This is a genomic window from Bacillus sp. ISL-46 (assembly GCF_018613205.1).
On the sequence record NZ_JAGGQR010000073.1, the window covers coordinates 1 to 14671 of the forward strand.

At 37.0% G+C, this 14671-nt stretch carries 16 protein-coding genes and 2 pseudogenes; 13 read left to right on the forward strand and 5 right to left on the reverse strand.

Features of this window, described 5'->3' with window-relative positions:
* Positions 1-272 precede the first annotated feature (272 nt).
* From J7E67_RS27360 to J7E67_RS27375, 4 genes are all read left to right on the forward strand, one after another.
* On the forward strand, positions 273-434 hold the full coding sequence (locus tag J7E67_RS27360) for a hypothetical protein (protein ID WP_214717207.1): 162 nt from the start codon (positions 273-275) through the stop codon (positions 432-434).
* A gap of 173 nt (positions 435-607) precedes the next feature.
* Positions 608-796 carry a hypothetical protein gene (locus J7E67_RS27365; RefSeq protein WP_088090008.1) on the forward strand — a complete coding sequence of 63 codons (189 nt, stop codon included), beginning with the start codon at positions 608-610 and terminating at the stop codon, positions 794-796.
* Positions 797-1236: 440 nt separating this feature from the next.
* Positions 1237-1368, forward strand: coding sequence for an FbpB family small basic protein (locus J7E67_RS27370; RefSeq protein WP_251027038.1), 132 nt, complete (start codon positions 1237-1239; stop codon positions 1366-1368).
* Between the two features lie 474 nt (positions 1369-1842).
* Positions 1843-2649, forward strand: coding sequence for a hypothetical protein (locus tag J7E67_RS27375; protein ID WP_214717206.1), 807 nt, complete (start codon positions 1843-1845; stop codon positions 2647-2649).
* 237 nt (positions 2650-2886) lie between these two features.
* Here the strand turns inward: J7E67_RS27375 and J7E67_RS27380 are convergent, their stop codons facing one another.
* From J7E67_RS27380 to J7E67_RS32550, 3 genes and pseudogenes are all read right to left on the reverse strand, one after another.
* Positions 2887-4068: a YsnF/AvaK domain-containing protein gene (locus J7E67_RS27380; protein ID WP_214717205.1), complete on the reverse strand. Its 1182-nt coding sequence runs from the start codon at positions 4066-4068 to the stop codon at positions 2887-2889.
* A 399-nt stretch (positions 4069-4467) separates the two neighbouring features.
* Positions 4468-5265 (reverse strand): HAD family hydrolase, encoded by a 798-nt coding sequence (locus tag J7E67_RS27385; RefSeq protein WP_214717204.1) that lies wholly within the window; start codon positions 5263-5265, stop codon positions 4468-4470.
* 116 nt (positions 5266-5381) lie between these two features.
* Positions 5382-5501: pseudogene (locus tag J7E67_RS32550) on the reverse strand (permease); the annotation flags it as partial.
* 220 nt (positions 5502-5721) lie between these two features.
* Here J7E67_RS32550 and J7E67_RS27390 point away from each other — a divergent pair.
* Positions 5722-6084 carry a group I truncated hemoglobin gene (locus tag J7E67_RS27390; RefSeq protein ID WP_214717203.1) on the forward strand — a complete coding sequence of 121 codons (363 nt, stop codon included), beginning with the start codon at positions 5722-5724 and terminating at the stop codon, positions 6082-6084.
* Positions 6085-6237: 153 nt separating this feature from the next.
* Here the strand turns inward: J7E67_RS27390 and J7E67_RS27395 are convergent.
* Positions 6238-6678 (reverse strand): annotated as a pseudogene (locus tag J7E67_RS27395) (LysR substrate-binding domain-containing protein); the annotation flags it as partial.
* 15 nt (positions 6679-6693) lie between these two features.
* Here J7E67_RS27395 and J7E67_RS32430 point away from each other — a divergent pair.
* The 5 genes from J7E67_RS32430 (at position 6694) to J7E67_RS27420 (ending at position 10210) form a co-directional block, all read left to right on the forward strand.
* Positions 6694-6837, forward strand: a complete 144-nt coding sequence (locus J7E67_RS32430; protein WP_374103004.1) for a hypothetical protein — start codon at positions 6694-6696, stop codon at positions 6835-6837.
* A 78-nt stretch (positions 6838-6915) separates the two neighbouring features.
* Entirely contained in the window at positions 6916-7413 is a 498-nt protein-coding gene (locus tag J7E67_RS27405; protein WP_214717201.1) for an IS200/IS605 family accessory protein TnpB-related protein, read from the forward strand.
* A gap of 302 nt (positions 7414-7715) precedes the next feature.
* Positions 7716-8435: a PadR family transcriptional regulator gene (locus J7E67_RS27410; RefSeq protein WP_214717200.1), complete on the forward strand. Its 720-nt coding sequence runs from the start codon at positions 7716-7718 to the stop codon at positions 8433-8435.
* Between the two features lie 99 nt (positions 8436-8534).
* On the forward strand, positions 8535-9020 hold the full coding sequence (locus J7E67_RS27415; protein WP_214717199.1) for a nitroreductase family protein: 486 nt from the start codon (positions 8535-8537) through the stop codon (positions 9018-9020).
* A gap of 776 nt (positions 9021-9796) precedes the next feature.
* Positions 9797-10210, forward strand: a complete 414-nt coding sequence (locus J7E67_RS27420) for a VOC family protein (RefSeq protein WP_214717198.1) — start codon at positions 9797-9799, stop codon at positions 10208-10210.
* A 118-nt stretch (positions 10211-10328) separates the two neighbouring features.
* Here the strand turns inward: J7E67_RS27420 and acpP are convergent, their stop codons facing one another.
* Positions 10329-10559: an acyl carrier protein gene (gene acpP, locus J7E67_RS27425; RefSeq protein WP_214717197.1), complete on the reverse strand. Its 231-nt coding sequence runs from the start codon at positions 10557-10559 to the stop codon at positions 10329-10331.
* Positions 10560-10779: 220 nt separating this feature from the next.
* Between acpP and J7E67_RS27430 the strand changes: the two genes are divergently transcribed.
* The 3 genes from J7E67_RS27430 (at position 10780) to J7E67_RS27440 (ending at position 14614) form a co-directional block, all read left to right on the forward strand.
* The gene (locus J7E67_RS27430; RefSeq protein WP_214733211.1) at positions 10780-12441 is read left to right on the forward strand and encodes a sensor histidine kinase; all 1662 of its coding nucleotides are present in this window, start codon (positions 10780-10782) and stop codon (positions 12439-12441) included.
* Positions 12438-13217, forward strand: coding sequence for a LytR/AlgR family response regulator transcription factor (locus tag J7E67_RS27435; protein WP_214733212.1), 780 nt, complete (start codon positions 12438-12440; stop codon positions 13215-13217). Before J7E67_RS27430 ends, J7E67_RS27435 begins: the two co-directional genes overlap by 4 nt.
* Positions 13218-13366: 149 nt before the next feature.
* Positions 13367-14614 (forward strand): L-lactate MFS transporter, encoded by a 1248-nt coding sequence (locus tag J7E67_RS27440; protein WP_214733213.1) that lies wholly within the window; start codon positions 13367-13369, stop codon positions 14612-14614.
* Positions 14615-14671: the final 57 nt, after the last annotated feature.

The following is a 14671-nucleotide window of genomic DNA, read 5'->3' on the forward strand; positions in this document are numbered from 1 at the left end:
CCCGGATCATTTCCCATTTATCGGTGTTAAAGGATCCGGAATGGGTGCGCAAGGTATCCGTAAGAGCCTTGAATCGATGACGCGTGTAAAAGTAACTGTATTAAATCTTGCTGAGTAATATAAATTTGTAAAATTGTAACTTTAATTCCTAATAGAGGGGTCCTTGTTGGCCCTTCTTTGTTAATTTCCTTTGGAAGCTTTAAAAGCAATTTGCGTTGCATTGGCCCCAGCAAGTCCAGGGGTCCCACCAAATAAAAGGAGTTGGAAGATTTATGAAGAATACTAATAGCCTTACTATAGAGGAATTAGAAAGACGAATTGCTCATTTTGAGGATCGTCTTAAGGATTTTATTATTACCGAGGAACAAATTGAGTTTATCAAAGAAAGGTTAAGGGATCTAAAAAACGCTAAAAATCCTTTTCAAATAAGCTAAAAAAGATACTCTTGAAAATAAGTCAGTAATTGATTATATAGATGAAAATGGTAAGACATCTCAATATTTTGTATAACAAATTTAATCCACACCTAAAAAACATTTTAAAGCGGAAACATGCATTATCAATCTTTCTGGCTCGATTTTTTGTAAATAAAAAAGAGGTGAGTAGATTGAAAACAAAACAAGAAATACTTGAAGAGTTGAAAACAGAATTGCTACGGATTGGTTCAACCAACCAAAGGGATTATGATTTGTTGAAGAAGAAAGGACAAGTTTTTAGTACAACCATTTGTCGCAGGTTAAAGTTAAGCTGGCCTGAAGTCGTCAATCAAACTGGATTAAAGTTTTTTTCTACATAGAAAGAATTCGTAAAAAATAAACTTTGTTTAACGAGATCAAAGGATTCTATCAATAAGGAATACTTTATTATTATCACAAGTTATATAAATTTATATTCATCTATTATTAAAAATTTGGGTTTTACATAAAGAGTGTAGCCTATTTTCTTTTTCAACAATCGGGCGCAAGAATTGAACAAAAATGGACTGTTTCAGCAGTCCATTTTTCTTGGTCTTTAATCCGATAAATGGCAGGTTTGTTCAATAAGAAAGTAGAATATTATAGGTTAATTTGCGGGTGTATTATATATTCATCTTTAATTTATATAATTAAGCTTGTCGGTAATTAATTAGGAAAAATAATATTCTAAATAATTTTTCTATTATTTTTAACTAACGGAATTGTTTTATTATTCAGATATGTTATAATAGACCGATCTAAAAAAGAAAAGAGTGTTATAATGCGTAAGCATAAAAAATCATTTGAAGAGTTAATAAAAGAGAATAAGCTAGAATTACTTAAAGATAAACAAGCAATCGAAAAAATTGAAAAGCGTATAGAAAAACGCCATGAGGTTAAAAAGCTAGCTTAATATAGCTAGCTTTTTTATGTTTTATGAACTATTTTACATAATCAGTGAATTTTAGGAACTGGATAGATTTTAAAAACGTTAATAAACCAACTTTTCGTTCGCTTCACAATTTCTCTATTATGCATGATTTTATACATCGTTAATAAATCAACGTTGTTTTTTCTTTCTTCAGCAATCGGGCGCTTTAATTGAGGAAGGATCACAGAAATGATCAAAATTTTTTATTAAAAAATGATACAATTGAATATATTAAGAGCGTGTTTTGATCAATCTTTTTTTCAAAACACGCTCTTTCTTTTTGTGCGTTTATCAAGGTTATTCGTATCAATTTCTACCTTTAATTTCTGAATTAAGAAAAAGTTTAAGTTCAACAGAAAACATATTGAGTGTTTTTGAAACATTAATGATACGATTGTATTTGCCAGACTAATCGTTGCCGTACTGTCATTTACATAAAAATAGGAGGGTAATGTTTTGACATTTATTCCAAAGCAACAGCGTGATAAGGTGAGTTCTTATAAAAATCTACGTTCTTTATACGAGCAAAACATCACGGTGAACAGTATTTCAGAAACTATGGATACGTGTAATCTTCATGACGATGCCGAAATGATTCAAAGGATGATGGTTATAAAAGACTATGATGTTTTGGGTGTTGAAGATAACGGAATCGTCATTGGTTATGTAGTAAGAAATGAATTGAAGGAAGGATCCTGTAAAGAATATTATCGGAGTTTTAGTCCGACGGAACTTGTCTCGGAATCAACACCACTTATCGATACGTTATTTTTTTTAAAAGAGATAGAAAGAATATTTATACTAGAAGGAAATAGGGTAACAAAAGTTGTGACACTAGCCGATCTCCAGAAACCTCCGATTCGAATGTTATTATTTGGGTTGATTTCATTATTAGAGATGCACCTTTATCGGATTATTAATCATTATTTTCCTGAAGATACCTGGAAGACACATTTAAGTACCAATCGAATTAGCTTAGCTGAGGAATTATTTTCTCTTAGAAAGTCACAAAATGAAGCGATTCAATTAAGTGATTGTCTACAGATTTGTGATAAAAGAGACATTGTCCTTAATGAGAAACAATTAAGGGAACGTTTGGGTATTGAAACAAAAAGCAAGGGTAACCATTATTTCAAACAATTAGAAAAATTAAGAAACAACTTGGCGCATTCCCAGAATATTAATACCCAAAATTCTTGGGATGAAATGTTCTTGTTAATTGAACAGACTGAGAAATTATTAGGAGCATGTGAAAAGATATGATTTTGAATTTCTACAGAAAGTGTTTCAAGTGGTATGTAAAAGATTAATAAATACAAGGTGAAGGTAATGGGTTAAGTTGTAACAACATCAATATTAGTGGAAAAACTGTAGGTAAGAATCCTACAGTTTTTTATTTAAATCCTCAGAAAAAAGCTGACTTCAAAAGATCACAATTTAGTGATTTGAAATCAGCTTTTTTTATCGTATTTAAGAACTTCATAGTCTATCCAATCCTATTTACTGAGTATTATTTTTTCGTCTTTTCATTTGATTTTTATTATTTTTATTTTCCTCATCTAAAGAAGAATTTTCATTATTGTGAGAAGCTTCATCTTTTACAATAGCTGCTGAAACCGGTACATAACTTTCACTTTCATTCTCCTTAAGAACAGGAGAATCTGTTAGCGTCCCGCTCGCTTTTTCATTTTTACTGGCAGATGATTCTGGTTTGTTTTTTTCACTTTGAACCGCGAGGGAACCTGTGCGTTTTTCGCGGGTTTCTTGCTTTTTATCCTCATTCATTATGGTTGCAATATCGGGATTTCCTTCCACAATCAAAATATTGGGACTTTCCGTAATAACTTCTTCTTGCCCTACAACGGCCAATTGGGTGACCAGTTTCTTTTCTTCCATCGGCGAGGGGATAGAACGCTCAATCCGCGCTTCTTCTTTTCTAATGATATCCTGTACCTGCTTTGTTTCTTGAATTTTTCGCTTGCCTACAATCACTTCTTCAACGATTACCGGTCTTTTCGTTACTTCTATTCGTTCTTCCATAATGGGGATACGAATAATTTCATCCGCTGTAAACGGGCTGCCATCAACCTTTCCATTAATGACAGGACGGCGCTCTACATATATTTCTTCTCGAATAAGTGGAACTTGCACTGTTCGCTGTTCTTCAACTATTTCTTTATGGAGCTGTAATTCGCCGACTTGGACACGCTCTTTTATGATATCAAGCTGTTCTTCACGGAGTTGGACGGCGCTTGTATTTTCAGTCTCATATCTTTCAGTCTCATAGTGTGCTTTATTAACAGAGCTGTCGTAAGTTCCATTCGTATCAACCAGCAAAATCATTTTCCCTTTATTAATTTCCTCTTCACACAGTTTTGATGTAAATACTGGTAGTCCTCTTTCAATAAGCCTGTTCGACAGAGTGTTTACCTTTCCTCCGCCCATTCCTGCAGTCATTATGGTAAAAAAGCTGTCCATCATAACACCTGCTAAGGTACTCACTTGTATATCCGCTTCTACCATGACTCCAGTGTGTGAAATGACCAATGGAATGCGACTTCTATTTTCGGCCACTACCATCATATCTGTTTCACGATGCCCCTGACGTTTCAATTCTTCAATCGCATACAAGACTTCTTGCTCTGAATTAAAGGTTCCAACGATTCTTTTTTCCATACTCATTCTATCATACCTCCTAAAATATAGTTAATGTGGAATATAAAGTACATCCGCATTTATAGTATATCTACCCGAGAGGTATACACTTGAAACATTTAAAAATAGAAATGAAGTATAATATTTTGTTAAAAAAATATGAGGTCTACCGAAAAAACAAGTCAAATATGCACATTTCTAAAGCTAAACTTGTTTAATTTAAGATAAAAAAGGAAGAAAAAACCATCCACTTAATTTATAATAATAACAAGGAGGGGTTTATTTGATAAAAAAGGCTTTAATGTTAGTTCTTTTTTCTTCTGTTCTGATTACTAAAATATCGTTAATAAAAAAGACAGGTATGAATCTATCAAAATAGATCACACCTGCCATTTTTTTATTGCAAGAAGTTATTTTTAAATAACCCTAAATCACAAATGAGTCATAGGATTTATAAAGATAACGTTCTATAAACTCAGCTAATCCATCATTTTCGTGGTGTCCTGTAACAAAATCAGCTGCTAATTTAACCTCTTCGCTGGCGTTCCCCATTGCCACACCAGTACCGACATGACGAAGCATCTCTAAATCATTGGGTCCGTCTCCAATCGCTACAACTTCATTTGGACTAAATCGATAGGCGCGAAGTAAGCTTTTTATAGCAGACCATTTGGAAACATTAGGAGCAACCAATTCAAACCCGTCATTCCAATTGATGACTTCTGCTTCCTTTTTAAAGAAAGCGGATAATTCAGGACGTGGTGCACCTGTTCGAACACTATATTTAAGAACATCTTGATAATTTGCCTGTCTTAAATCTCCAATATATCGTGGCGGAATTTGCCCAACTTTTGTCCAATAATCGATTTCTTCATTTGTTTCCTTACAATAAAGCCCATTTGCTGTATGGATCATAACATTACAAGGATATTCAGCGGTCAATTGGTGGAATCGTTCTTCGTTCAGTCGGACGGTTTTCATTTGCAATGCTCTTCCTGTCTCTGCATCGTGGATTGTTGCACCATTCAAACAGATCATTGGAGTTCGTAATCCAATTTCTTTATGGTAGGGAGCGGTTACTTCATAGTGTCGACCAGTAGCTAGAAAAACCTTGACTCCCTGATTTATGAGTGTATAAATGGCTTCCATATTTCGGCGGGATATGTTGTTTGAGGCGTTTAGTAGTGTACCATCCATATCAATAAATATTGCACGCACATTCATTTTTACTGCCTCCTCATTCGTTGATAAAGCAAGCATATCATCTGAATATTAAAGCCTTGTAAAATCTGTGTGCAGATTAAATAAAGTTTTGTATCATACATTCAACAATTGTCGATTAAAATGCTTTTTCCTGTTAATTGAAATGCGTTCCATCCCACTGATTGGTTTATAAGAGTAAGGATAATGAGCCCAAATAATAAAATTAAAAAGAAACGATATCTCTTTAAGTTATTCATCCCATCGCTACCCAAATAATATATGAAAATATGAGAGACATTAACATTGCGGATGCGTTGCGAGAATAGGCAAAACTACGCCCGAATATCTTTTGTTCCATAAATTATCTGGAGTAGTAAGCATTAATGTGGACTGCTGCACATTCCCATTTTAGATAAGGAATAATAACAATTTTTCTGCAGAAAATACTTCTATTAAATTCAAAGTAGGAGTGAATATATGGAACAAACACTTTATGAAAAAGTTGGCGGAGAAGAAGCGATTGCAAAAGTTGTGGACTATTTTTACTCCGAGTTGGTTCTTAAGGATGAGACAGTTAATCATTTTTTTAAAGAAACGGATATGGAAAAACAACGAGCTCATCAGTCAAAATTTATTAGTTTTGCATTAGGCGGTCCAAATCAATATTCTGGTCAATCTATGGCAAAAGCTCATCAAGGAATGAATCTCCAACCAGCCCATTATAATGCTATTGTAAAACATCTTCACGATGCTCTTGCTCACTTTGGAGTGAATGAAATAGATATAGATACAGCTTTAACTCAAGTAGCTTCACTAAGAGACGATATTTTGTATCAATAACTGGTATTCTGCTAACGGATCCAAGAAGGGAAGATCGAGCTGCCACGAAGGTAGCTTTTTCTTTTTAACAATGGAAGTTTGGACGTTTCTTTCTTAAGAATATTGTTAATCTCCGTGCCTGGCACGACCCGGAGAATGTTCTTCACGAAATTTTTACTTTCTAAACTCATTTAACCTTTCGTAGGTTTCAAGTAAGAAATCATAAAACAATGCTTCGGTCGGGAGCAGTTGACGTTGTGTCGGGTAGATGACACCGACTGTGCGTGTGAGACTCGTATCTGATATGGGAATCACGACAGTGGACCGTGGTATGTTATCTACCAATGTCATCTCTGGCATCAACGCTACCCCTAAGCCAGCAGACACTAACCCTTTTAATGCATCAATATCTTTCCCTTCGAAAGCGATTTGTGGTGAAAAACCTGCATTCTTACATGCTTGAACAACCTGTTCGCGAAATACAAATCCTTCAGGCAGGACACAAAATGGGTCATTTCTTAAATCCCGTAACCGAATCGATTCCCGATCAGATAATGGATGATGAAGAGGGATGAGGGCAACGATATTTTCTGTAAATAACGTAGCTCCTTTAATTAGCCGAAACGAGTAATGGGTATTGATTTGGGCGTAGATAACCTGGCAACTATCATCGATAACACGGGGCTAAAGCCTCTGCTTATCAAGGGCAAATGGTTAAAATCGATCAATCAATATTATAACAAATTAAGAGCGAAATACATGAGTATCCTTTGAAATGGTAAAGGACCAAAGGAACGGAAGTTTAACAGCAAAAGATTAACTTCATTAGACCGAAAAAGGAACAATCGAGTCATGGATTTTTTACATAAGGCCAGCGCAAAAGTGGTGGAGATTGCGAAAGAAAGATCCATAGATACGATCATCATTGGAAAAAAAAAGGGTTGGAAGATGGAGGTTGATATGCAAAAGACTAGTAAACAAACCTTCATACAAATCCCATATACCACTTTCATAGGAATGATTCGATACAAATCAGAGCGACATGGAATTCAATTCATTGTTCGAGAAGAAAGCTACACCTCCAAGTCTAGTTTCTTGAATCATGACCCGATTCCAACTTACGGGGAAGAGCACCAAACTAATTTTAGCGGGTATAGAAGCAGTCGAGCTTTTTACAAAATCAAAGGTTCTAAGATTTTGATCCATGCCGATGTGAATGGAGCTTTTAATATTGTCCGTAAACATACCAATGATGTCTTCGAAGGACTGGAGAGAAAACAGTTCCTCCAATCCCCACGAAAAATAATCATCATAAAGAAGAGAAATGCAAAGCTGAAGACCTCGGTCTGATGTAGTAGCGGGACTTGTGGTAGCCCTCGTAAAGACAATGCGGCTTTAAAGCCTATTCTTTCGAAACCCCTAGCTTCAGCTATGGGGATACTCATCTATCAATCGTTTACTTATCTGTTATTTTAAGTAAAGTGGAAGCAATAGTCGTTTGATTTTTGTTAATTGGACAAACTGAGAACATATTAGGAAAATGTGAAAAGATAGGAAATTTTTATATCGAAAAAAATAATCGATATATCTATTGCTTTATCAATGTATATCGATTAAAATTTATCGTAATAGCGAAGGAATGGGGGGCTGGTATGTCAGGTATAAAAAAGCAAGACATTCTAACAATCCTTACATTTGTGAGTCGTAAGGATATAAGCAGGGAAGACTTGCTTGGGGAACTTAGTGAGGAAATCTTTAATTTCGATACAATCATTGAGCATTTGCTTAACGAAGAAATGATTGTAAATAGAAAAGGGATGCTTTCAATTACTGAAAAAGGTTTAAACCAAGCACGCCACTTTCACGAAAAAAAATCTCATCAAAGGAAGCAAGGAAAAAAGAAGCCTGGAAAACGAAGGGGACTTATTCAAATAGCAGTCCTCCAGCTGCTTAAGGAGGAGCCGCGACATGGCTATGAAGTGATGAAGCTGCTGGAAGAGCGGAGTAAAGGTGTGTATTCTCCGAGTGCAGGAACAATTTATCCAGCTTTGCAGGATTTATCCGAAAGAGGTTTGATCTCAATTGATGAACAAACAGATAAAAAAGTATGCACGTTAACTCCTGATGGCTTGGAATTTCTGTCAGAGACGGTTGACGATGAAGATCAGGTGTTTTGGGAGGAATGGCGCCTTCATTTAATGTGGAAGCAATCGAAGGAAGCTGGATTACTGCGCGAAGAGATGGATAAATTTCAATTGGAGTTTCAATACGCAGTAAGTAGAGTATTGCACGAGCCTTCACTTGCACCAGAACTTGCCGAAATCATTAAGAGCGGAAGTGCTCACTTGATTCAGTGGTCAAACAAGAAGTGAGAAAACATATCAAACGAATACCTAAGTAGAAAGTTTTCAGCGCTACAAGGTACAGGACAGATTTATGGAGAAGATTAGAACTAATAGGAGGAAATTTTCATGGATATCATCGATATTATCTATTCTCGACGTAATATAAAAAATTTCAAATCAGATCCGGTCACTATAGAGCAAATCAGCAAATGGCTGGAAGCCGGCACAATGGCTCCCAATCATAAAATGACCGAACCATGGGAAGTGTATATGGTTGGTGCGGAGACAAGAGAAAAGTTAAACCACAAAACCAATTTCTTCCATGCACCTGTTGTACTTGCCATTTTATCCAAACACGGTGCCAATGAAATTGAAAAAATAGAAAACGCACATGCTACGGCCTGCTTTGTACAAAATTTTAATTTAGCCGCTTGGGCAGAAGGGGTTGGAACATTCTGGTCATCCATGGGGGGTGCTCCGAAAAACCGTGAAATTCTAGGTGTTCCGGATGAGTATGATGTGATCGGGATCTTTGGTGTAGGGTATCCAGAAGAAATCAATGAACCAAAAGAAAGGACTCCTATTCAAGAAAAAATAAAGTACCTTTCTTAAAAAAGAAAATTAAAAAATACGAAGCAGAGAAAATCACGTTTCTCTGCTTCTATTTTTTATTGATAACAAAAAACCGGCCCTAAGGTAACCCTGGGATCTAATCCGATTTTGTCAGCTTAAAGGAATATTCCTCATAATTCCCCCAACAGCGAAGATAAATAGACTTACAAAACTAACTGCTTTTCAATTGACGGGATCTTTATTACTCATTTGAGTGGATAATGTCGCCAATAAGCCCGATTGGAAACATTTTTGGCCCCATTTACCGAGATAATATCGCCAATAAGCCTGATTGAAACATTTTTGGCCCTTTTTACCGGGATAATGTCGCCAATAAGCTCAATTGGAAACATTTTTGGCCCTTTTTACCGGGATAATGTCGCCAATAAGCCTGATTGGAAACATTTTTGGCCCTTTTTACCGGGATAATGTCGCCAATAAGCTCTATTGGAAATATTTTTGGCCCCATTTACCCAGATAATGTCGCCAATAAGCCTGATTGGAAACATTTTTGGTCCTTTTTTTTGGAGTATTGTCGCCAATGAGGTAATTATTACCATTAAAGAGGTGCGCTTGTTCATAATAAATCAACAACGTAATTTAACAAAGCCTTTCTTTAAAGAAGCACCACATAAAATAGACTCTTTTACGAGTTTTACATAATATGGTATAATTACAATTGATTTAGAAGTAAAAATAAGTGCGGTATAAACACCACTCAAAAATATTCGAATAGCCATGCAAATCGGATGAATAGTAAAAAAGGAGAAATAACAATGCCAAAACAATTTTGGATTAACTTGCCGGTAAAAGACATCAATAAATCAAAAGAGTTTTATAGCAAAGTAGGATTTATGGTTAATGAGCAACATGGCAATAGCGATCAAGCGCAATTAATTATCGGGGATCATAATGCTACGGTTATGCTTTTTCCAGTTTCTACTTTCGAAAACTTTACCAGACAGGTAATTGTTGATACAAAGCAAGCTACGGAAGTATTGCTATCCGTGGATGCCGACAGCAGAGAAGAAGTAGATGTAATGGCAAAGAATGCAGTAGAGGGTGGCGGTACAATATTTGGAGAGCCTTCAGAGAGCCAAGGATGGATGTACGGCTGCGGTTTTACTGATTTGGATGGTCATCGGTGGAATGTATTGTATATGGATATGAGCAAAATGCCGAAAGAATGAGATAGGATTATAAAGGAAATATTCTGCGCCGATAAGAGTATTTTTGAATAATCCATTGTAGCGGATGCCTTCTGCGATACGTCCGCCTGCGTTGGGCCATCCGCCTTTTCCTTATTTGTTAACGTGAATTTTCAATATAGTTTACGACATCTCCCACCGTTTGAAGCGTCTCTGCAACTTTGTCGCTAATTTCGATTGCGAATTCATCTTCAATTTCCATCGTCAGGTTCACCATATCAAGCGAATCAGCTTCGAAGTCATCTTTGAATGATGCTTCCGCTTTGATATTCTCCATTTTCACACCCAGTTGGTCTGCAATAATAGGTTTTAACTTTTCAAATGTAGTCATTGTGACATCCCCCTAAGTATTTCATAACCTCCATTATAACAACCAATATCGGAACGGAAAACATAAAAGTATTGCCAATATCCGGAGGACATATTATCAAATGGAAGTCAATGCTAAAAACACTTTGGTTGATGATATAGGTTTTGGTAGTATGATTAATTGTGAAGGAAAAGAAAATCAAATAGACAAAAGATTTGATATAAAAAGAGAGGAACTTTAGATGAATACCTCATTAGAAATGCTGATCCATTTATTTGAACGAGCTGCCTTGCTCTTGATTTGTCTGTTCTTTATGATTCGGATCCCGAGATTTAAGGAATCTCTTCAAAAAGACCAGCATTCTCCCACCGAGCGTGTGGTCATTACCCTTGTGTTTTGCTTATTTGCCATATTTGGTACATATTCAGGGATTAATGTCGAAGGATCGCTTGTGAATGTCAGGATCATCGCTGTCGTTTCAGGTGGAATCCTGTTTGGACCTTGGGTAGGAATTATTACCGGGATTGTTTCAGGAGTCCATCGATATTTAATAGATATTGGTGGACCCACTTCGATCCCATGTCTTATTACAAGCATTTTAGCGGGAATTGTTTCGGGTTATATTAACCGAAGAGTGAAGAGGTCCTTGCGTTGGATTTATGGAATAGCAGCCGGAATGTTGTCTGAAATTTTGACGATGGTGCTGATTCTTGCGATGGCGAATCCATATGAACTAGGTTTGGACATTGTTTCTAAAATCGCCTTCCCGATGATTGCAGGAGAGGTTAACATTGGCCTAATTGTTTTGCTTGTGATGAGCGTCGAAGGTGAAAAGGAATTGATTGCAGCGAGACAGGCAAAGTTAGCCTTAGATATTGCAAACAAGACATTGCCATATTTTCGATCTGTTAATTTTGATTCTTTGAAGAAGATTTGCCGTATTATAAAAAATGATATCAAGGCCGACGCCGTTGCGATTACAGATACGCATAATGTGCTTGCTTATGTTGGCTTTGGTGAAGAACGATATGTAATCGGGCAGGAAATCATTAGTGATTTGACAAAAGAGGCGATTCACAGCGGGAAATTCATTATTCGGAATCAAGTGGCCGATCACCATACACCCCAAATTCACTCCCTGCTCATTGTTCCCTTTGAGGAGCATGGCGAGGTGACGGGAACACTTAAAATCTATTACCGCAAAGCCTATAAAATGACCTATTCGCTGCAAACGATGGCCATCGGACTATCGCAAATCATCTCCACACTTATGGAGGTTTCCCGGATTGAACAAATTAGGGAAGCTGCGAACAAGGCGGAGCTGAAGGCGCTCCAAACGAAGATTAATCCGCACTTTTTATTTAATGCCCTAAATGCAATTGCCTCCACCACACGCAGAAATCCGGACAAGGCACGCGAGTTGATTATTAATCTTTCAGGCTATATGCGTTACAATTTAGAAATTAGTGATGAATTGATTGATATCCATAAAGAATTGGAGCAAGTCCGTGATTACGTTGAAATAGAGAAGGCGCGTTTTGGCAACCGGTTAACGGTAGAATACGATATTGACGAAGTAAATGTAAATATCCCGAGCCTGCTTATCCAGCCTTTGGTCGAAAATGCCATTATCCATGGGATCTTAACGATAAAGGGCCCAGGGGTGGTGACGATTACGGTTAAGGATATGGGAAATAAAATAAGAATTAGTGTGAAGGATACGGGGGCTGGAATTAGCGAAGATGTCATTCAGCATTTGCTGCATGATAATGTACCGGCCAACAAAATCGGTTTGTACAATGTTCACCAGCGAGTGAAACTCATTTATGGTCATGGATTGGTCATTCACCGCTTGTCACCAGGAACAGAAGTTTTTTTTGATATCGTAAAGGAGAACCTATGAGAGCGATTATTGTGGAAGATGAAGTTCCAGCTCGTGAAGAACTGGAGTATTTAGTGGAAGCCTATAGTGAAATTGAAGTGACTAATTTCTTTGATGATGGCTTAGATGTTTTAAAATTTTTGCAGGAGCATGAAATAGATGTAATCTTTCTAGATATTAATATTCCTTCCTTAAATGGCATGTTGTTAGCGAGTACCATAAGTAAATTTACAAAAAGGCCTTATATTGTCTTTACCACTGCCTACAAAGAGCATGCAGCACAAGCCTTTGAACTTGAGGCCTTTGATTATATTTTAAAGCCCTATGACGAGAAGCGGATTGCTGGGATGTTAAGTAGGTTGGAATCTGCCTTTAAACGAGATCACGTCGAAATAACGCTCCCGAATAGAAACCTTAAATCTCATTTGAATTCTCAAGGACAGCAAAGAGAAATCCCAACGCAGGCTTCTAATCGAATCAATTTGAAAAAGAACGATAAAATTATCGTAACAGATGCGAATGATATCTATTACGCTGTCGCCAACGAAAAAGTTACCTTGGTATATACCAAACAGGAGGAGTACACCATGCCGATGAGCATAACAGAATTTGATTCCCTTCTACCAAAGGATATTTTCTTTCGCTGTCACCGTTCGTATACAGTTAACTTGACCAAAATCCGTGAAATTGTTCCATGGTTTAATCAGACCTACATGTTGCGTCTGAAAGATCTTACAGCGGAAATTCCGGTAAGCCGAAGCAAAGTGAAAGCGTTTCGACAAATTATGCATCTATAACCTCCATTCATTCCGAATAATAGGCATCTCGTTCTGAAATCGGTTTCTTTCTTTTTTTCGATGCTATGATGATGATGTAAACAAAATCAATTTAAGATATTTGATGTTGAACATGATCATTTTTATATGGGAGAAAAGAGGAGACCGCAATGAAATCAAATACAGATCGTCGATGGCTGATTGTGTTAGGAACTATTATCGTACAGATGGGTTTAGGTACCATCTATACGTGGAGTCTTTTTAACCAGCCGTTAGTAGAACTCTTTCATTGGAAGTTAAATTCAGTTGCTATTACTTTTTCAATTACGAGCTTCGCCTTGGCATTCTCTACTTTATTTGCCGGGAAGCTACAGGATAAATGGGGGCTTCACCGTGTAATTGGTTGTGCAGGTCTTGTGCTGGGAGCAGGCTTAATCCTTAGTTCCCAGGTATCGTCATTATGGATGCTTTATATTTTAGTAGGGGTTGTCGTTGGGGCAGCAGATGGTACTGCTTACATCACATCCTTATCTAATCTAATTAAGTGGTTTCCGGAGAGAAAAGGACTTATTTCTGGAATTTCTGTTGGTGCGTACGGTACGGGAAGTTTGTTATTCAAGTTCATTAACGGTTCACTTATCCAATCTATTGGGGTGTCCCAAGCCTTTTTTTACTGGGGAGTAATTGTTATGATTTTGGTTGTGGGTGGTTCATTCCTTGTCCGGGAAGCAAAAATGAGTCATGAGCCGCAAACTGTTGGTGGCAGTATCCAAAAAGATTATACAGTTAAAGAAATGCTTAAAACGAAGCAAGCCTATCTATTATTCTTTATTTTCTTTACAGCCTGCATGAGTGGTTTATTCTTGATTGGGATCGTGAAGGATATTGGTGTTCGATTGGTAGGACTTGATATTGAAGCAGCAAGTAATGCTGTAGCATTGGTTGCCATCTTTAATACAAGCGGGCGCATCATCCTCGGGGCCTTATCAGATAAAGTGGGCCGTTTAAGAGTGGTATCAGGTGCACTTCTTGTCACAGCTGCAGCAGTAACAGTATTAAGCTTTGTGCAACTTAATTATGCCTTGTTCTTTATCTGTGTCGCTGGAATTGCCTTTTGTTTTGGCGGTAATATTACGGTATTCCCTGCAATTGTAGCTGATTTCTTTGGCTTAAAAAATCAGAGCAAAAATTACGGAATCATTTATCAGGGCTTCGGAATTGGAGCCATTTCCGGATCATTTATTGCTTCTGCCTTAGGTGGTTTCATACCTACCTTTAAGCTTATTGCTGTACTGAGTATAGTTTCATTACTCATCGCATTGACCATAAAGGCACCAAATTTTGGCGAGCCGAAAACGAAGAAGAAAAGGAATCATGGAAAAATTCGCAGTCTTTCACCAGAGACACGAGCAAGTTAAATGATCGCTATAAAAAAAGAGGCAACGAACCCAATCTGAGGTGACCCCCGAAAGTTA